General features: G+C 47.5%; 15 protein-coding genes and 1 pseudogene. 15 read left to right on the top strand and 1 reads right to left on the bottom strand.

All coding sequences use genetic code 11. From position 1 onward, the window contains the following. Positions 1-8: 8 nt before the first annotated feature. Positions 9-2,051, bottom strand: a complete 2,043-nt coding sequence (locus IPP66_17545; GenBank protein MBK9927077.1) for a thioredoxin domain-containing protein — start codon at positions 2,049-2,051, stop codon at positions 9-11. A gap of 381 nt (positions 2,052-2,432) precedes the next feature. On the opposite strand from IPP66_17545, the gene IPP66_17540 reads away from it, so the two are divergent. The 15 genes and pseudogenes from IPP66_17540 (at position 2,433) to IPP66_17470 (ending at position 20,572) form a co-directional block, all read left to right on the top strand. Then, positions 2,433-3,584: an extracellular solute-binding protein gene (locus tag IPP66_17540; protein ID MBK9927076.1), complete on the top strand. Its 1,152-nt coding sequence runs from the start codon at positions 2,433-2,435 to the stop codon at positions 3,582-3,584. 87 nt (positions 3,585-3,671) lie between these two features. Next, positions 3,672-4,595, top strand: coding sequence for an ABC transporter permease subunit (locus IPP66_17535; protein ID MBK9927075.1), 924 nt, complete (start codon positions 3,672-3,674; stop codon positions 4,593-4,595). Next, positions 4,592-5,386, top strand: coding sequence for an ABC transporter permease subunit (locus tag IPP66_17530; protein ID MBK9927074.1), 795 nt, complete (start codon positions 4,592-4,594; stop codon positions 5,384-5,386). Before IPP66_17535 ends, IPP66_17530 begins: the two co-directional genes overlap by 4 nt. 20 nt (positions 5,387-5,406) lie before the next feature. Next, on the top strand, positions 5,407-6,456 hold the full coding sequence (locus tag IPP66_17525; GenBank protein MBK9927073.1) for an ABC transporter ATP-binding protein: 1,050 nt from the start codon (positions 5,407-5,409) through the stop codon (positions 6,454-6,456). 215 nt (positions 6,457-6,671) lie between these two features. Then, positions 6,672-7,790, top strand: coding sequence for a 2-aminoethylphosphonate--pyruvate transaminase (locus tag IPP66_17520; GenBank protein MBK9927072.1), 1,119 nt, complete (start codon positions 6,672-6,674; stop codon positions 7,788-7,790). 66 nt (positions 7,791-7,856) lie between these two features. Beyond that, positions 7,857-8,687, top strand: coding sequence for a phosphonoacetaldehyde hydrolase (locus tag IPP66_17515; GenBank protein MBK9927071.1), 831 nt, complete (start codon positions 7,857-7,859; stop codon positions 8,685-8,687). An 89-nt stretch (positions 8,688-8,776) separates the two neighbouring features. Then, complete coding sequence (locus IPP66_17510) at positions 8,777-9,586, top strand: alkaline phosphatase family protein (protein MBK9927070.1); 810 nt, start codon at positions 8,777-8,779, stop codon at positions 9,584-9,586. Positions 9,587-9,648: 62 nt separating this feature from the next. Further along, positions 9,649-13,098, top strand: coding sequence for a GGDEF domain-containing protein (locus IPP66_17505; GenBank protein MBK9927069.1), 3,450 nt, complete (start codon positions 9,649-9,651; stop codon positions 13,096-13,098). A gap of 30 nt (positions 13,099-13,128) precedes the next feature. Then, positions 13,129-13,737, top strand: a complete 609-nt coding sequence (locus IPP66_17500) for a response regulator transcription factor (GenBank protein MBK9927068.1) — start codon at positions 13,129-13,131, stop codon at positions 13,735-13,737. A gap of 522 nt (positions 13,738-14,259) precedes the next feature. Next, complete coding sequence (locus IPP66_17495; protein ID MBK9927067.1) at positions 14,260-16,071, top strand: ABC transporter substrate-binding protein; 1,812 nt, start codon at positions 14,260-14,262, stop codon at positions 16,069-16,071. 64 nt (positions 16,072-16,135) lie between these two features. Next, entirely contained in the window at positions 16,136-17,128 is a 993-nt protein-coding gene (locus IPP66_17490; GenBank protein MBK9927066.1) for an ABC transporter permease, read from the top strand. Further along, positions 17,128-18,012 carry an ABC transporter permease gene (locus IPP66_17485; protein MBK9927065.1) on the top strand — a complete coding sequence of 295 codons (885 nt, stop codon included), beginning with the start codon at positions 17,128-17,130 and terminating at the stop codon, positions 18,010-18,012. The genes IPP66_17490 and IPP66_17485 overlap by 1 nt, the downstream gene beginning before the upstream one ends. Position 18,013: 1 nt before the next feature. After that, a pseudogene (locus IPP66_17480) lies at positions 18,014-18,977 on the top strand (ABC transporter ATP-binding protein). Further along, the gene (locus IPP66_17475) at positions 18,970-19,911 is read left to right on the top strand and encodes an ABC transporter ATP-binding protein (GenBank protein ID MBK9927064.1); all 942 of its coding nucleotides are present in this window, start codon (positions 18,970-18,972) and stop codon (positions 19,909-19,911) included. Before IPP66_17480 ends, IPP66_17475 begins: the two are co-directional and overlap by 8 nt. Positions 19,912-20,167: 256 nt before the next feature. Beyond that, positions 20,168-20,572 carry a hypothetical protein gene (locus tag IPP66_17470; GenBank protein ID MBK9927063.1) on the top strand — a complete coding sequence of 135 codons (405 nt, stop codon included), beginning with the start codon at positions 20,168-20,170 and terminating at the stop codon, positions 20,570-20,572. Positions 20,573-20,818 lie beyond the last annotated feature (246 nt).

Raw genomic sequence — 20,818 nt, 5'->3', positions numbered from 1 at the left:
AAATGATTTTACAACAACTTTTCGAGTTCAGAAACCGTCGTTACGGGGTTTTTGCAAACAAATCCCTCGCACACATACGCTGTGGGCTTCCCGTTTTTCAACGGACGATTCATCAACAAAGGTGGCGCATCGTTTGATGGGGGATAGGCAGAGACTGCCAAGATGACGTTTGGTCTGAATTGAGATTGGATGACTCGAATCAACTCGGATGCATCTTCACCGCCCGCCTCATACATAACTGCGACCTGCTTCGTGTTTCCCAAAGCCATATCCGCCACTGACAGCCACCGGCCAAACGCAGTGGGATACCGTGTCGCCATGCCCACGACAAGTCTCAAAGCCTTTTCAGCAAGATCGCGATATTTTCCCTCAGCTGTAAATTCAGCGAGCATTAGCAAAGCTTCGCAAGCTAATGCATTGCCTGAAGGTGTAGCATTGTCTTGAACATCTTTGGGACGAAGTAATAATGCTTCACCGTTTTTGGATGTGTCGAAGAATCCGCCAGCGGGGTCTTCGAACAACTCGATCATTTCATCTGCAAGTTGTTTAGCTGCGGTGAACCATCGATTGTTGAAGTCGGTTTGATACAACGCAAGCAGACCGAGGATCAATGCGGCATAGTCTTCGAGAAACACGTATTGTGTTGTCTTCCCGTTGCGCCAACTGTGCTTGAGTTTCCCATCGGGACGTAATTCTTTCAAAAGGAAATTTGCGTTGCGGGTAGCCAGTAGGGTGTATTTGGCTTTTAGTTCTATGTCTTCAATAACTCTGCATGCCTCAGCAATGCTTGTCAGCATGAGGCTATTCCATGAGGTAAGTACTTTGTCATCGGTACCGGGGCGAATGCGAGGGGATCGGACAGATAAAAGTTTGGAGTGGCAATTGGCTAATTTGGCCGGGACAGTTTCAAGGTCCAGATGGAAGCGGGCGGCGAGGGATGCATCATCGAGAGCGCGTTGTAAGACAGTCTTGCCCTCCCAGTTTCCTTGCGCAGTTACGCCGTAAGCCGCTTCAAAAAAATCTGAATCTTCTTTGAGCGTTGAGCGGATCTCTTCGAGAGTCCAAACGTAGAACTTGCCTTCTTCGTGTTCTGAGTCAGCATCAAGTGACGAGTAAAAGCCACCATCAGGGTGCGTCATTTCGCGGGCAACGAACTCGAGAGTTTCCGTGACAACTTGTTTGAAAAAAGGCTCGTTCGTAATTTGATAGGCGTGCAAATACGCGCGCACGAGTTGAGCGTTATCGTATAGCATTTTCTCAAAATGGGGGACGCGCCAGAAATTATCCACGCTGTAGCGTGAGAAACCACCACCGACCACATCATACATGCCGCCACGCGCCATGGACTTGAGCGCATGGATTGCTGGTTTTAGTGCGTCGTTGTTCCCTACATAATGACGGCGAAACAAGAACTCGATTGTCATTGGCTGTGGAAATTTGGGAGCAGAGCCCCAGCCGCCATATCCCCAATCATAGGACTCACTCAGTGATTTAACTGCTGAATCAAGATGCTCTTGCGTAAAACTTGAATCAGCAGGAATGTTGATGCTCAACGATTGTTGGATGTGTGCTGAGACTTCGTTGCCAATGCGAAATGTTTCCTCGGGTTGTTCCTGCCAGGCGCGGGCAATGCCTGCCAAAACATCTTTGAAAGACGGCATGTTGTAACGTGGTACCGGTGGGAAATATGTGCCTGCGTAGAATGGCTTGAGATCAGGTGTAAGGAAGACAGACATGGGCCAGCCGCCAGAGCCGGTCATGGCAACGGTAGCTTGCATGTAAACAGAATCGATATCGGGTCTTTCCTCTCGATCCACCTTGATATTGATAAAGTTTTCGTTCATAAAGGTTGCTGTCTCAGCATCTTCGAACGATTCGTGTTCCATAACGTGACACCAATGGCAGGCGGCATAACCAATGCTAAGGAAGATCGGTTTGTTTTCTGCGCGAGCTCTGCTTAACGCTTCTTTACCCCACGGATACCAATCCACAGGGTTGTTTGCATGTTGAAGCAAGTAAGGGGAGTTTTCCGAGACAAGATGGTTGGGCATGATTTACCTCTAAAGGAACTCTGTAGAGGATTATAGCGTATGCCGATGAGTGCGAGCATTTATTGAAGATAGCAAAACAGCAGTGTTGAAAACACTGCTGTTTTGCATTTAAAAGGAGGAGAAGGATGAAATTGCTGGAAAACACTACACAGGTGCGCTGCCACCTGTGGGCTCAAAGCAATTCACTGCAACGAGATTATTCTACAGAAATGGAACAAATGGGTTAAGAGGTGGTTACGGACTGGTTAACGTTAACTCCATGATCCCAAAGACGGTCATTAATAACAATTCATTAACTGAAGAATAACATCGATTTCAATAATCATTAAACTTCGAAACTTAAAATGATGCTGAACTTATATCAAACATAGGAGAATAGAAATGAATCCCAGAAAGTTAGTGTATGCATTGTTTGTAGGCATAGTTGTCACTGCAGTTGTTGCAGGCTGTGGTGGGGGACAATCCGCGCCTGCGGCATCTGATTGGAACACAATCAAGTCAGCCGCGGATGGCGGTGGCATGGATGCGCTGATAGCGGCGGCCAAAGCCGAGGGTGAGTTAAACGTCATTACCCTGCCGCGCGATTGGTGCAATTATGGCGAGGCAATGGATACCTTCTCAACAAAGTATGGCATCAAGGTCAACTCACTTAACCCCGATGGTGGCTCTGCCGATGAGATCCAGGCGATCATTGACAATAAGGAAAATAAGGGACCTCAGGCCCCAGATGTGATCGATGTAGGCCCTGCATATGGACCTCTCGCCAAGGAACAGGGCTTGATCACTCCTTATAAAGTGGCAACCTGGGACACGATCAAAGGCGCCAACGATGCCGATGGTTATTACTACGTGGATTACAGCGGCGTCATGGTCTTGGAAGTTAACACCGATGTCGTAAAAGACTTGCCGAAGAGCTATACAGATTTGCTGGACCCGAAATACAAGGGACAGGTTGCTTTGGCTGGCGATCCGCGCGCATCCAATCAGGCGGCTCAATCCGTTTACGCCGCATCACTTGCTAACGGTGGATCCCTCGATGATGTTCAGCCTGGTTTGGAATTCTTCAAGGAATTGAATACGATTGGCAACCTGCTGCCTCTGATCGCTGACTCTGGCCCGATTGGTAAAGGTGAAACGCCCATCACTTTCCAATGGAGTTGGAACGCTTACGCCAACAAGGATAGCTTTGCCGGTAACCCGAACATTGAGATCATTTATCCCACTGACGTGAACTGGGGCGGTTACTACTATCAAGCCATCAGTGCATATGCTCCGCACCCCGCTGCTGCCCGTTTGTGGGAGGAATTCCTCTACTCAGACGAAGGTCAGACTCTCTGGGTCAAGGGATATTGCGCTCCTGCCCGCCTTGCGGACTTGAATGCTCGTAACGTGCTTTCCGATGAATTGAAGGCAAAACTTCCCGATCCTGCCTTGCTTGCCAGTTCCATCGTCCCGAGTGGCGATCAACTCAGCGCCGCCCGCGCCGCGATCAAAGAACAATGGGACTCGGTTGTTGGTCTCGATATCAAATAAGAGTTTGCGGATAGCGTCTTTATAAGTATCTGAGTTATGGCGTGGCTCAAAATAATTGGGCCACGCCATTTTGAATAAAAGGCTGAAATGACAGACTTTCAAACCCACCAAGCCCCAAAACGATCCAGGTTCACGGATGTCCTTGCGAATTGGATCGGCGTCATTCCATTTTTTATATTTATATTTGTTTTTCTGATCTTACCTTCAACGAACTTATTTATTGGCGCCTTTAGAGATTACAAGGGAAATTTCACATTCGAGAACATTATTGGTTTAAAAGATCCTGCCATTCTCAAAGCCTATTATGTCAGCTTACAGGTAAGCGTTATTACATCCTTGGTGGGTAGTGTGTTTGGTTTCTTCGTTGCATACGCCATTACGATAGATAAGGCTCCTAAATGGATGAGGAACATCCTGATGACATTTTCGGGTCTTGCCGCAAATTTTGGGGGCGTGCCATTGGCCTTTGCATTTATAGCCACGATTGGTCGCACAGGTTTCATCACTGCGATCTTGAAGAATATTTGTTTTCCCGGTGCATCAGGTCTTCAGACCTGTCCATTCAATATATATGAAAATGGCTTCACGCTTTACAGCGTTCTTGGCCTTACGTTGGCATATACCTATTTTGAGTTTCCATTGATGGTCTTGATCATCACGCCAGCGTTGGAAGGACTCAAACGTGACTGGCGCGAAGCATCAGATAATCTTGGGGCCAGTTCAGGGCAATACTGGCGGTACATAGCTCTTCCTGTCCTTTGGCCTTCTTTTCTTGGAGCAGGGTTGTTGCTATTTGGCAGCGCGTTTGGTGCGTTCGCAACCGCTCAGGCGTTGACCGGTGGCAGTATTTATCTGGTCACCATCCTGATCGGACAGCAAATCCGTGGCGATGTACTTGGAAACCCAAACCTAGGATACGCCTTGGCCTTGGGAATGGTGGTGATCATGGGCATTACCATCATGGGATACACCATGTTGCAACGCCGTACAGCGAGGTGGCTCAAATCATGAAAACTTCGCGCTTCAATTTCTGGGGTTTGTTCTGGGGCACACTTGGCCTGCTTTATTTTTTTGTCCCCATGTACGGAACTCTCGACTTTTCATTGAGAATGCAAAAGGGTTTGATCAGTTTTCGCGCTTACCAAATTGTATTGTCTGACCATCAATTTGTGGAAAGCTTTTTATATTCGGTGACGATGGGGATTATTACAGTGTTCATCAGTATTCTCATTTTTTTACCAACTACTTATTGGATCTATCTCAAACTTCCCAAGCTACGGCCCGTCATTGAAATTGTTACCATCCTGCCGTTCATTATCCCGGTGATTGTCTATGTTTTTGGGCTGATTCGTACCTACGGACGTCCACCTTTCTTGTTGACCCTCACGCCTCTTGGCACGGACTTTTTGATTGCGGGCGGCTATGTGGTCCTTTCCATGCCTTATATGTTTCGCGCCATCGACGTGGGCATGCGCTCGATTGATGTACGTACCCTCACTGAAGCATCGCAAAGCCTCGGCGGTAATTGGTTTCAAACCTTGGTCAACGTTATTCTGCCCAATTTACGAATCGCTATCCTAAGCGGTTCTTTGATTACGTTTGCAACAGTCATTGGCGAACTTATCCTTGCGGACTTTTTAGTCCGGCCGGCATTTGGTCCATACATGGCTTCGATCGGAACAACAAAAGCTTACGAGCCTGCCGCTTTAACTATTATGAGCTTTGCACTTACCTGGGCTTGTCTTGGCATCATCCAATTGATTAGCCGAGGTGATACCAGCCAACAGATCACAGGTCGCTAAAGGAATATCTGAGGTTAAAAATGTCTTTCCTGAAACTTACTCACATTCATAAATCTTTTGCGGATATGCCCGCCGTGGAGGATTTCAACCTGAGCGCAGAGCAGGGCGAATTCGTATCTTTTCTTGGACCGAGCGGCTGTGGCAAAACGACCACCTTGCGCATGATCGCCGGGTTTGAATTACCCACCTCCGGTAAGATCACCATCGCCGATCAAGATTTGACATATGTAGCCCCGAACAAACGTAACGTGGGAATGGTCTTTCAATCCTATGCTTTGTTTCCCAACATGACGATTGCAGATAATATCGGCTACGGTTTGAAGGTCGTGGGGAAAACCAAGGCAGAGATCAATAAACGTGTTGATGAAATGCTTGAGTTGATCCACCTTGAAAATTTCAGAGATCGGTATCCCTATCAACTCTCTGGTGGACAACAACAACGTGTGGCTTTGGTGCGTGCGCTGGCAATTCGTCCGCAAATCTTGTTGCTTGATGAACCCCTATCGGCCTTGGATGCCAAGATTCGTGTGGAGTTACGTCAGGAGATCCGCCGCATTCAACAGCAATTGGGTATTACAACCATTTACGTGACTCACGATCAAGAGGAAGCGCTATCACTTTCTGATCGCATTGTGGTGATGAGTCAGGGGCGCATGGAGCAAGTCGGTACGCCATCGGAGATTTACACATATCCAGCCACTGAATTTGTCGCAAAGTTTGTAGGGCACATCAATCTGTTGCCTGTGAATATCGTCAACCCGCCTGAAGGGACAGTGAAAGTGGGTGACCAAATGGTACACACCAGCCGCACAGTCAATTTTGCAGATGGTGAAACACTTCGCCTCGCTATTCGCCCCGAAGAGTTGAATCCGGGACATATCGAAGGCGCTAACAATCTGACGGGCACGGTGACATCCATTACTTACCTTGGTTCTATCATTCGCATTCGTATCGATGTAGAGGGGCATCAGGTGTCCATGGATATGTTCAACGAAAGAAAACTACAACTTCCCACAGTAGGTGAACCGTTCGAGTTCAATTTCGATGCAGATGCTTGTTGGTTGCTGTAAAAAATCATTTCAGGAGAACCCCATGAAATTCTTCCACACGTTTTTCATTCTGATCCAGTTTATACCGGCTCTTCTCTCTAGAAACGAAGATCAAATTGCATACCTGAAGTATTTGTGGTCCAGTCAATTCGGCGGAAATTCATCATCAGGGCATCACAAAGAAAATATGAAACAAAATTTAAATTACAAAGAAACGAGATCAGAGGCAAACAACCATGAATACTCTCTCCTCTTGGAAAGATAAAGCGCTCTTCACGCCTGGTCCGCTTACAACCAGTGCAATCACCAAGCAAGCTATGTTGCGTGACCTCGGCTCGCGTGATGCTGAGTTCATCGCCACAGTGCGAGATATACGAAGCAGACTTGTTGAGTTGGGTAATGGCGGGGATGTGTACACGGCTATATTGATGCAGGGCAGTGGAACCTTCGGGATCGAAGCGACACTTTCATCTATCATACCGGCGGATGGCAAGTTGCTGATCTTGATCAATGGCGCATATGGACAACGCATGCTCAAGATCGCAAGCGTGCATCATATCCAAACGGCTACATTGATCTTTCCTGAGAACACGATGCCCGATGCGTCTGCGCTTGAATCAGCTTTGAGTGAAGATTCTTCTATTTCGCACGTGGCAGTCGTCCATTGCGAAACAACGACCGGCATTATCAATCCGATTGAAGTGTATGGTGAGATCGTCAAGAGACACAACCGTATCTACATCGTGGATGCGATGAGTAGTTTTGGCGCGTATCCCATAGACTTGAAAGCTTGCGGTATTGATTATCTGATTTCATCCTCCAATAAATGCATTGAGGGTGTGCCCGGCTTTTCATTTGTTCTCGCTAAAAAAGACGAGCTCGAAATTACAAAGGAATACGCCCGTACTCTGAGCCTTGATTTGTTTGCCCAATGGAAGGGGCTCGAAGGTGATGGACAATTTCGCTTCACGCCGCCTGTGCATGTGATCCTGGCGTTTCATCAGGCATTGCTTGAATTGGAGAATGAAGGAGGCGTCTCTGCTCGCGGTTCTCGGTATTGTAAGAATTATGACCTCACGATCACAGCCATGCAACAGATGGGATTCAATGCTTACCTCAAGCCTGAAGATCGAGGCTATATCATCACATCGTTTCATTATCCCGATCACCCCAATTTTGATTTTCAAAATTTCTACTCGCGTCTCAGCCAGAAGGGACATGTGATCTATCCCGGCAAACTGAGCCATGCTGATTGTTTTCGCATCGGCCATGTGGGGCGGCTGGGGATTGCAGATGTGCGCGCACTGATGGCGGCAATTGCTGAGACCCTGCAAGAAATGGATATTCAACTGTAGTAACGACTTTTGTCGTTTCACAATGGGCGATTGAATTCGCCACCCGATTTTTTTTCAAGAGGAATTATGGGATTCGTTTACCAACGTTCATATCGCGGATCGCTGAAAGCGGTCATATTGGATTGGGCCGGCACTGCTGTGGATTACGGATCTTTCGCCCCGACAGCTGTGTTTTTGCGTCTGTTTGAGAGTCAAGGTGTGACGATCACTCCTGATGATGCGCGCTCTGGAATGGGGCTCATGAAGAAAGATCATTTGCGAACCATTCTTGCGCGCCCATCTGTCGCCGATGCGTGGAATGCTTCACGTGGGGCATCTCCGTCAGAAGATGACATCGAAAACCTCTTCAACAATTTCATTCCCATGCAACTTGAAGTACTGACAGAATATGCCACACCGATCCCTGGCCTTTTAGATGTAGTGGAAGATGTACATTCGCGTGGCCTCAAGATCGGTTCGACCACAGGCTACATCCGTTCCATGATGGATATCCTCGCACCGAAGGCAAAAGAGAATGGCTACGAACCTGATTGCATTGTTTGTCCTGATGAAGTACCGGCCGGTCGCCCTTATCCCTGGATGTGCTATCAGAACGCGATGCAACTCGGTGTATATCCCATGCAAGCCATGGTCAAAGTGGGTGACACGTTAGTGGACGTGGAAGAAGGTTTGAATGCCGGCATGTGGACGGTTGGTCTATCGCTCACAGGCAACCTGCTCGGCTTGGATGAAGAAAGCTTTAATCAGTTATCTTCTGAAGAACAAAACACAGCGCGAGAAAGAGTTGAAACACAACTTTATCAGGCAGGCGCACATTACGTCATTGATGGTATTTGGGATCTGCCCGACGTATTGGAAGATATTGATTTTCGTCTTATGAGCGGTGAACAACCATAGATGGAAATACGAGCGCCTCATTTCGGACCTTATAGCTGGGTTGCCCAATATTTGCCGATGCGTGGTTAGAAAACGTCACAGGTTAACACATGAACAAGGTCATACTTATACTTTCAGATGGATTACGCTACGATACTGCCGTGGATAGCATGGGCTATCTCGGTCATTTGGTAGAGACGAAACAAGCCAGTCTTTATAAAGTGACGGGTGAATTGCCGAGTCTGTCACGTCCCATTTATGAGACGATCCACACGGGGCTACTCTCCAGCGAACATGGCATCCTTGGAAATGCCATTGTGCATCTCTCGACTAAGCCAAATATTTTTCAATTGGCAAAGGATGCAGGAAAAGTCACTGCGGCGGCGGCGTACTCATGGTTCTCGGAGTTATATAACCGCACACCCTATAATCGAATTGAAGACAAGGAAATCGACGATACATCGTTATCCATTCAACATGGGCGCTTTTATACAGAGGATGATTATCCAGATGCGGAGTTATTCGCCTCGGCCGCATGGTTGGTACGGAAATATTCCCCCGATTATTTGTTAGTCCACCCAATGGGAATGGATTATCATGGCGAAACCTACGGCTCTGATTCAAAGGAATATCGCAATCATGCCATTCGGCAGGATATGTACCTAGTGTCGCTTCTTCTTGAATGGCAGAAGCTTGGCTATCATATCCTCGTCACCTCTGACCATGGCATGAACAAGGATGGTGCGCATGGAGGCACCACCTCTGAGGTGAGGGATGTTCCGTTGTATATGATCAGGCAAAACGTCGAGGAAAGAGGCGATACCCATGAAACCGTCTCGCAATTGCAGATCGCTCCCACCATCCTAAAACTGCTCAATATCAAAATTCCAGACACAATGAAACACCTACCGATAGACTAAAAATTCCAAAAGGGTTTGGTGGTTGCAGACTAAGATTTCATAGTGCTAGAATAGGGTGGTTGATGTTATTACAAACACCCGTCCGCTCGAAGGGAAAGCAGTACTTTGCCAGTATTCTGGCTATTTTTGCGTTTCTATTCTCTGGGCAACCGCTTAATGGGAAAACTGCCCAACCTGAGCAGAAGACTTCGGGCCCGGTTACCCCATATCCTGCGCCGGGCAGTGTGGTGCGTTTTGAGCATCTTGGCATCGAAAATGGACTTTCGCAAAATACTGGGCAGGTTATTTTTCAAGATAGCCGTGGTTTTTTGTGGATCGGTACACAGGATGGTTTGAATCGTTATGATGGGTATGCTTTTACTGTTTTCCGGCATGACCCTGATAACCTGGCATCGATCAGCAATAATAGTATTTTATCGATTACAGAGGACGTGCAGGGGTTTCTCTGGGTGGGGACAAGAGACGGTGGACTGAATCGCTTTGATCCTGTTACGGAAAAATTTATCTCCTATCATAATAATCCGCGGAACTCAAACAGTCTTAGTAACAACACTGTTACTTCCATCCTTCGTGATTCACATGGCACATTGTGGGTTGGGACGTTAGATGGATTAAATCGCTTTAACCCCAAGTCCAATGGGTTTGACCGTTTTATGCATCAGCCAAATGACCCGACCAGTTTGAGTAGCAACGTCATCTCGACTCTTTTTGAGGATTCATTGCATCAGCTTTGGGTTGGCACAGGTGCGCTGGGCCAGCCCGGGGCTGGATTGAATCGCTTCAATCCCTCTACGGGTCGATCTGTCCGCTTTCAACATTCCGATTCAAACCCGACCAGTTTGGCAAGTGACAATATCTCAGATATTTATGAAGCGCCTGACGGAAACTTTTGGATCGGTACGGGAGGCTATCAATTAACCGGTGGTGGCGTTGAATTATTCAACCCGCAAACAGGGACATTTTTTCACTACCAATATGATGCAGAGCTTGACGAGTCGGTCAGTGGGAACAACATCTCTGCCTTGTGGGGCGATTCAAACGGAATTCTTTGGATCAGCACATGGGCCAATGGCTTGAATAGCATGGACTTATCCAATGCTGGGCATTTTACACGCTATCAACATGACCCGTATTTTGCAGATAGCTTAAGCGGTGATGATATTTGGTCGCTGTTCAAAGACCGCTCAGGAATTTTGTGGATCGGTACTATTCGTAATGGTGTAAATAAACTCCCCGCAAAAAGCGGACAATTCAATCTGTATCACAATAACCCCAGAGACCCGAATAGCTTGGGGATGAATACGGTGGGTGCTTTTTCAGAAGATCAATATGGGAATGTTTGGGTCGGAACTTGGGGAAGCGGGTTGGATCGTTTTGACCCGCGCCATGGACGCTTTGAACATTTCCGACAAAATTTAGATGATATCAATAGCCTGTCGAGTAATCTGGTGATGAGTGTATATGTCAGCTCGGAGAATATTGTTTGGGTCGGAACACGAGGTGGCGGTTTAAATCGCATGGAACTCGCAACAGGGAAGATCACGCATTATCTTCATGATCTTCGTAACCCTAACAGTTTGCCCGATGATAACGTGGCTGCGATTGTTCCTGATGGCAGTGGCGGCGTATGGTTGGGCACCTTTGGCGGCCTGTCTCATTACAACCCGGACAAAGATGTCTTTATTAATTACAGCAGTGACATCTCAAAACATCCATCCAACCCAGCAGGTTTGAGCGAGAACAAGGTCATTAGCTTGTATTTGGATGGAAGAAAAAATGTGTTGTGGGTTGGGACTTGGGGAGGCGGTTTGGGCCGTCTCAATTTGGCTGACCCGCTTCAAATGCTCCCGTTGCTTGCTTCGTTCAAAACATATCGTTACAGCGCTGACAATCCTAACAGCATCAGCGATGATTCGGTTTGGAGTATCCATGGAAATACGGATGGCACCCTCTGGTTGGGGACGCAATCTGGCTTGAACCATTTCGATCCTTCAACACAAACCTTTGAACGTTATACCAAGGAACAAGGCCTGCCAAGTGAAACAGTGTTGGGTGTACTCAAAGACGATCAAGGTGTTTTATGGCTTCCTACGAATAATGGGTTGGTTCAATTTAACCCGCAGACCAAAGAATTCACAACATTCGATAAGTCAGATGGGCTTCAAGATAACCAGTTCAACACGAATGCATATTTTCAGAGTCGTGATGGTGTGATGTATGTGGGTGGGGTGGATGGCTTCAACACGTTCCGCCCTGAAAACATTCAACCCAATCCTACACCTCCACAGGTGGCAATAACAGACTTTCAGGTGCTAAATAAACCCTGGTCAACGGATCTTTCTGGCCGTACGCCGATACGTCTTTCGTATCAAGAAGATTTTATTTCGTTTGGCTTCGCCGCCCTTGATTTCCAGTCACCGCAGAGCAATCAGTATGCTTATATGCTCGAAGGTTTTGATAAAGATTGGACACAAGCCGGGAGCCGACGTTATGCGGCGTATACGAGTTTGCCGGGCGGTGGCTATACTTTCCGTGTGAAAGCATCCAACAGCGACGGCGTATGGAGCGAGCCAGGCATTGCGATCCCAGTTATTGTCGCTCCACCGGTTTGGGAGTTGAGATGGTTCCAAGGGGTCGTTGTTGCTCTTCTCGTTTTGTTCATTGCCCTCGGTTTTCGCTGGCGTTTGAATACGATCCATTTGCAAAAAACGGCTTTGGAAAGACAGGTGGCAATTCGTACCTCTGAGTTGCTGTATCAGATCGAACAACGCCAAAAAGCGGAGCAGGCGCTGGCTGAAAAAGCCGCCCAAGAGGCGGTGGCTATGGATCGCACCCGTCTGGCACGTGACTTGCACGATGCTGTCACGCAGACGCTTTTCTCGGCCAGTATGATCGCTGAAGTGTTGCCTGATATCTGGAGCACGAGTCAGGCAGAAGGTCAAAGAAGACTCGGTGAACTTCGTCAATTGACGCGTGGCGCATTGGCTGAGATGCGCACTCTGTTGGTGGAGTTGCGTCCCAGCGGTTTGACCGAGATTCCATTGCCGGAGTTGTTGCGTCAGTTGTGCGAATCCTTAGTTGGGCGTGCTCGTTTGCCAATCCAATTGCATACGGAAGGGATTCAAAAACTTCCTCCTGAGTTACAGGTATGTCTGTATCGCATTACACAAGAGGCGTTGAATAACGTGATCAAGCATGCGCGTGCCACTCAGGTGCTCGTGAACTTGATCTTGGAAGAGGATAAGATAAGCCTTTCTGTGATTGATAATGGCAACGGCTTTGTAGTTGATTCTGTTTCCCCTGAACACTACGGGCTTAAGATCATGCGCGAACGGGCAGAAACGGTCGGTGCTGTTTTCACGATCTATAGCGAGCCCGGTGCAGGTACGCAAGTTGTTGTATCATGGATACCACCTGATTTTGATATGCCAGCACCACCTCTTACAATTCAATCTTCCCCCGAGCCAGAGTCGGAGGGGAATGAAACTCAAACAGTGAAAGAGAATGGATAGAAAATGAATGCTACAAATTTAATTCGTGTGATGTTGGTAGACGACCATCCTGTTGTGCGTTCGGGGTTGGGAGCTTTTCTCTCTGCCCTGCCCGATATGGAGTTGGTGGGCGAGGCCGAAAACGGAGAGGACGCCTTCACACTGTGTGGCTTGTTGAAGCCTGATGTAGTGTTGATGGATATGATGATGCCTGGCACAGATGGTTTGACCGCCACACGTCGCATCCATGAAAAGTATCCCTCTGTGCATGTTCTCGCGCTGACGAGTTTTCAAGATGATGCTCTGGTGCAAGGCGCATTGAATGCTGGTGCCATCGGCTACTTGATGAAGAACACTTCGGCGCAGGAGCTTGCCGCCGCCATTCGTTCTGCCCATCATGGTCGCATGACTCTCTCGCCGGAGGCTGCGGCGGCGCTTGTCCATGCTCATACACATGCCAAAGATATCGACGAGCTAACAGACCGTGAGCGTGATGTTTTGAAACTGATGGTGGAAGGTTTGAATAACACACAGATCGCAGAGCGTTTGGTTGTAAGCCTCTCAACCGTCAAATTTCATATCGGCAATATCCTCATGAAGCTACGAGTGGAGAACCGCGTGGCGGCTGTCACTGTGGCGATACAAAACAAACTGATCTAACGCATACCAGTTCTTCTGGATTGAAAAAACTCCACTAAGTCAGTGGAGTTTTTTCAATCCTTGCATGTGGTGTTGGATGGAAAACCGCCGGGTCATTCTACCCATGAGTTGATCCTTGTTCTATGGGCTTTGGCACCCAGCCTGAAGCCTCTCTCATTAATTCCTCACCCTTTTGTTATGAAAACATCATCAACGGGTTAACAGCGTTAACCTATACCGTTGACTAGGCATAAGACTATACCCCAGATGGGTGATTTTTAAACGGGTACACACTATAGTAGGCATAGGTGAGTCAGAGGCTTCTTCTCCTCTGCTTGTGGGTGTGGCGCAAAAACATTGTCTGGTGATCAGGACCTGTTCAATGTTTTTGCGCCATACCTTGAATAAATGTATCAAAACAGTCATTATTTTCCATATTTTTTGTGGCGAAGAAGGAGGTGTGTTGACCCAGGGACTTAATAGCTTGTGCAAAACTTTCTGATATATGTAAGCCAATTTGATATTACTAAGGAGAGAATCAAGATGAAACGCACGACAATGATCTTAAGCATACTATTGATGTTAAGTATGTTGCTCGGCGCATGTCAGAGCCAAACGCCTGTTCCAACCGAAACTGAGGTTGCATCTGTACCAGCAACTGATGATGCACCTGTTGCTACTGCACCTGTAGCGGATGAACCGGTTGTGTTCAATCGTAATGAAACACTTTACACCAGTGGCACACAATGGGGACCGCCATCCAGTTGGAATCCGTTCAACGGTGGTGGATATGCCATGGGAACGATTGGTCTGGTCTACGAAACTTTGTATATCTATGATCCACTAGCTGATACGTTTACTCCCTGGTTAGCCGCAGAAGATATGAAATGGGTGGATGCCTCAACAATGGAAGTCAAACTGCGCGAAGGCCTCACTTGGGCGGATGGTCAGCCGTTGACCGCTGATGATGTTAAATTCACTTTTGACTTGGCCGACCCGAATGGCGCATACAAAGCATCCTTGAACTTTGTGAGAATGTGGAACTTCCTGGCCTCCGTGGAAAAAGTGGATGACCTCACTGTCCAATTCAAATTCAACGAGACCCCCTATCAGGAAATCGGTGTGTTCTTCTATCAAACCCCGATCGTTCCGAAACATCTGTGGGAAAACAGAGACGCCGCAGATATTACCGGTGGCGCTAATGAGATGGGCGTTGGATCTGGCCCCTATAAATTCGAATCGAATGACCAATCACGTCAGGTCTTGGTGCGTAATGATAATTGGTGGGGCATCAACGCCTTCGGCAAGACACCTGCTCCCAAGCGCATCGTGGACATCGTAAACGGTTCCAACAACGTAGCCCTTGGTTTGGTTCTACAAGGTGGGCTTGACCTGAGCAACAACTTCCTGCCGGGCGTAGCAACACTTGTCAAAGGCGGTTACAACGTACAAACCTATTACAGCGACTCCCCGTACATGATCTCTGCCAATGTGGCAACTCTCATCATCAACGAACAAAAGAAACCATTGGATGATGTGAACTTCCGCCGTGCCTTGGCCTATGCGATCAACGTGAAAGATATCGTTGAGAACGATTACACCGGTATCGTACGAGCTGCAGACCCCACTGGTCTCATGCCGACCCAGGACAAATACATTGACAAGGCCCAGGTCGCAGAATTGGGTTGGACGTATGATCCCGAAAAATCCAAGCAGATCCTTGCCGATGCTGGTTATAAGGATTTGGATGGCGACGGCTTTGTAGAAACTCCCGATGGCTCCAAGATCGAATTGAAAGTTACTTGCCCCACCGGCTGGACCGACTGGATGGCCGCTGTACAGATCATCTCACGTGATGCGAAAGCTGTCGGCTTGAACATTGAGCCAGACTATCCCACGTACCCCGCTTGGCGCGATGCACAACTGCAAGGCACCTTCGAACTGTCCATCCAGAACGAAGCACAGATGAGCTCCACAGTTTGGAACTACTACAACTGGGTCTTCCAGAACCCCGCTACACCGGAACACATCTCGCAGACTCAGTTCGGTAACTATGGTCTCTACGACAACCCTGAAGCATTTGAGCTCCTCAACCAGCTTGATCGTGTTGAGATCGGCGATGACGAAGCTATCAAGGAGATCACATCCAAGTTGCAGAAGATCACTTTGACCGAGCTTCCCACCATCCCGCTTTGGTACAACGGTTTGTGGGCCCAATACAGCAACGCTGTGTGGACGAACTGGCCCTCCTCGGCTGATGGCTCCAACCATTATCTGCCCGCCAGCTGGCGTGGCTACTGGAACCTCTCCGGTATCCAGATGTTGCTTGACTTGAAACCCGTCGAACAGCAGTAACCTAATTGAATTCAGGAGGCAGTCACTTCTTTACAAGTGACTGCCTCCTCCTCGCGGAGATGTAATGAGACGTTACCTTGGAAGAAAACTGCTGATCTATATACTTACTTTTTTCATCGCAGTGACAGTAGACTGGATGATCCCACGCTTTATGCCCGGGAACCCCATCACCATTTTGATCTCACGCGCGGGTCTACGTGGGAATGCAGTCTCTCAGATGTACACCTATTATCTGGATGCGTTTGGATTGGATCTGCCCGTTTGGAAGCAATATCTAAATTTCTGGGTGGCAATCTTTCATGGTGACTTGGGAACCAGTATTTATCTTTTCCCTACGCCAGTCAAGGATGTGATCTTCAGTGCTATTCCATATGATATCGCGCTTCTTGTCCCTGCTATTTTGTTGAGCTGGTTTGCTGGAAACAGTTTCGGCGCTTTTGCCGCACGTAACAAGAAACTTGATAACACCCTGCTTCCTATAGGATACATTCTCACAGCAACACCTTATATGTGGTTAGGTATCCTCATCGCATGGACGTTTGCCATCGTTTTGAAGATCTTTCCGTTGGCTGGGGGATATAGCTTTGACCTGCAACCTCATTTATCCTGGCGATTTATCTGGAGTTTGATCCAACATTGGTTTCTGCCTTTCGCCTCACTCTTTATCGTGCAGTTTGGTGGGTGGGCTATCGGCATGCGTAACCTGATCATCTATGAGCTTGAATCGGATTATTCCCACTATTTGGAAGCATTGGGAGCGCCACAGAAACTTATTCGTAAATATGCTTTTCGGAATGCGATGCTTCCGCAATTGACCGGGCTTGCCCTTCAATTGGGTGTGATCGTAGCGGGCGCATTGGCAACCGAGGTCGTGTTTGGTTATCCGGGGATCGGCTACCTTATTCTCCAGGCCATTCATAACGAGGATTACTTCCTCATTCAGGGATGTTTCTTATTCGTCGTCATCTGTGTGTTGCTGGCTAACTTTGCCATCGATATTGCATATCTGATCGTAGACCCCCGAACTCGTACCGGCATGCAGGGAGGAGCTGGATAATGGACACTGCAACAATACAACCCAAGTCCTTGAAACCGAAACAGAAGAACGAAATCCTTTATTTTGCATTTAGAAACGCCAAGCTCCGCATTGGTTTGGGGATCGTGCTCTTTTTCCTCGTTCTGACCTTCGTTGGGCCGAAGATCACGAAATATAAACCAGCCGATTTTGTAGGCCCATCTTCATTTCATCCATCGGCTGATTATTGGTTTGGGACCACATCTTTTGGCGAAGATGTTTTTACGCAGTTTGTATATGGTCTCTCTTCTACATTTGTGGTTGGCATCATCGGCGGCGGGCTGGCTACGATTTTAGGAATGACCATTGGTTTTACTGCCGGGTATCGTGGTGGCGCTGTAGATGAAGTCCTGAATATTTTGACGAACGTCATTCTCACCATCCCTGCATTGGCTCTCTTGTTGGTTTTATCTGCATATGTGAAGGTGCGCGGTGTGTTCATCGAGAGCCTCTTCATCGGGTTCACTACCTGGCCTTGGGCGGCGCGTGCGATCCGCGCGCAGACATTCACCTTGCGAACCCGTGATTTCGTTGATCTGGCAAAACTCAGTGGGCGTAGTTCATTCAAGATCATTCTTACAGAGATCGTGCCGAACATGGCGTCCTATCTCTTCATGACTTTCATCTTGATGTTTGGTGGCGCCATCCTTACTGCCGCCACGCTGGATTTTCTCGGCTTGGGTCCAACACAAGGAACATCTCTCGGCATGATGATGAATATGGCAGTTTTGTGGAGCGCTCTTCCGCTTGGCATGTGGTGGTGGTTCATCCCGCCTGGCATTGGCATCACAGCGATCGTTGGCGGCTTATACATTATGAACGTTGGGTTGGATGAAGTCTTCAATCCAAAACTGCGGGAGATGTAGCATGAGTTTGCAAATCGAGAATCTGAAGATTTACTATCAAACCATGCGTGGTGATGTAAGTGCCCTCGATGGTGCCACCTTCAACATAAAAGATGGCGAGATCATGGGGTTGGCTGGCGAGTCGGGTTGTGGCAAAACCACCCTTGGTTATAGCTTGATCCATCTAACCCAACCGCGAAAGTACGTGGCTGGTAATGTTCTATTGGATGGTGAAACGCTCCCGATCTGGGACGAAAAGAAAATGCAGTCATTTCGTTTCAAAAAAGTTTCCATCATTCCGCAATATGCCATGAGTGCCATGAATCCCACTCGCAAGATCGGCAAGATGACATCCGAACTACTTGAGTCTCGTGGTGTGTATTACGAAGACGTCTTGCCTGAATTAAAGAGAAGGTTGAAACTGGTAAAGTTGCCAGATGATGTGCTGAACATGTATCCCATTGAACTTTCGGGTGGCATGAAGCAGAGAATGGTCATGGTGTTATCCACTCTGCTTGATCCATCATTGCTGATCGCTGACGAAGTCACCTCGGCATTGGATGTATCCACCCAGCAGGCTGTATCCGAGATGCTTGTTGAATTCCGCGACCTGAAATTTGTAAAGAGCATGATTATTATCACGCACGATATTTCTGTCTTATATCAGATCGCCGACAGCATCATGGTCATGTACGCGGGCAAGCCTGCCGAGAAGGCCTCCACCAACACAATTGTTCATGATCCTCTGCATCCCTATACAAAATTATTGATTTCATCTTTACCGAGGGTCGGAGTGAGATACGCCAACACAAAACTTTCTGGGGATTCCCGGAAACCCGCCTCTTCTACTGGACCCGCCAACTGGCTGCCGTTTCAAGGATCGTTGTCCACTCTCCTTTGCAAAGTGCAATGAGGAGCCGCCTTTCGTTGAAGTGAAAGAAAATCATCATGTGGCTTGCTGGAAAGTGACAGGGAATCATGCTTAAGATCGATAACTTATCCAAGATTTACAAGATCGGCACTTTTGGTGGGCAGGAATTACGTGCGGTCAATCAGGTCAGCTTTGAGATTGAGGATTCACAAGTTGTTTCTTTGATCGGAGAAAGTGGAAGCGGAAAGAGTACGATCGGTAAAATGATCCTCGGGTTAACATCAATCAGTGATGGCGCTATTTCCTTTAATGGGATGAATGTTGCATCACTGAAGAGCAACGCCATGAAGGAATATTATCGAAAAGTGCAAGGTGTCTTTCAAGATCCGTTCAGTTCCTACAACCCGATCTTCAAAGCGGATCGTGTCTTTGCACTTATCAAGGACGAATTCTTCCCAAATGTAAATAACCGCGAATGGGAACAAAAAGTAGACGATTGTTTGAAGTCTGTAGGTCTCAATCCTGAGATCGTCTTGAATAAGTTCCCTCACCAATTGAGCGGCGGACAACTTCAACGTCTCTTGATCGCTCGCGCCTTGCTGCTGGATATTAAGTTCCTTGTCGCTGATGAAGTAATTAGCATGTTGGACGCATCCACGCGTATTGACGTTCTTAACTTGTTGGCAGACTTGAAGTCTCGCGGATTATCTATCTTGTTTATCACGCACGATCTTGGCCTTGGATATTACATCAGCGACCAGTCCGTGATTCTTTATAAAGGACATGTTCTGGAAAAGGGTCTGACTGAGAAAATATACGACAATCCATCTCATCCCTACACAAAAATGCTAATGGCATCCGTCCCGCGGCTGGATGGAAAATGGGAGAAGGCAACAGTCGAATCAAAGCCTGAAAAATCAACCAGTTGGACGGGTTGTGCCTACTATGCGCGATGTCCTGTCGCATTTGATAAATGTTGTGAGAAACCTCCACTTGTTGAAATCTCGCACGGACATTCTGTAGCCTGTTGGAAACATGCCAAAGCGTGATCGTTTAATCTCACATCTTGCAAAAATATTTTTACATTGCCGCACTTGTTTTAAGTGCGGCAATGTGTTTTGTAAATCTCTTCATAATTATTCTGTTTATTGTAGTATTATGAATAGAGCGATCACGAGGGGATTATTGGGAAGCGAAAAGATTGATCTGATGTAGCAATCCATTTCCGCTTAATATGTCGTTTGCATGATGCCGTACAGCACACCTGTGTTGTTGTAGCTTTAGTGAATCAAGAAGGAGAAATTAGTGAATAAAAGAGTAGGTTTGTGGCTTGACCGTAAGAAGGCTGTTATCGTAAGTATCACAAATAATGGGGAAGAAAAAAGGATCATCACGTCTGATATGGATCATTACATTCTTTACTCCGCCGTTGTCCCTGGGGATGGTGCGCCGGAGGAAATACGTGACAGGCGTTTCTGGAATCGTCTCAATGAATATTACGACAAGATCATCGCCCATATCCGTGACGCAACAGAAATTCAGATCTTTGGACCTGAAATTGCCAAACACGAACTCGAAAAACGCCTTGATGCGGAGGGACTTTCAGAGCGCATTGTAAGCATAGAGAATGCGGGTCAATTAACAAATATCCAGATCGCAACAAGAGTAGAGAAGCGTTTCCCTGCCAGATCTCAATTCGACATTTTCTAATGTAACATCCCCCAAGTGGCGGATGCTGATACTCCCCGGCGGATGGATGTCGCTGGGGAGTATTAGTTGTAATATGAAATCATAGTCGTATAGCATCGGGCGTTCGATTTATAGAACGGCATAAATTAATTTCCGTGGCTCCGGCAAACGTCGAACACCGGATCGTTGAGCTTGTTAACTCAGCGCTGGCGATCAACAGTAGCGGCATGACATCTTATCCATTAAAGGGGCACTCACGCCAGGCTA

This window comes from Candidatus Defluviilinea proxima (assembly GCA_016721115.1).
Lineage (GTDB): Bacteria > Chloroflexota > Anaerolineae > Anaerolineales > Villigracilaceae > Defluviilinea > Defluviilinea proxima.
The sequence above is the reverse complement of the archived record's forward strand: the minus strand, read 5'-3'. Positions and strand labels throughout refer to the sequence as shown.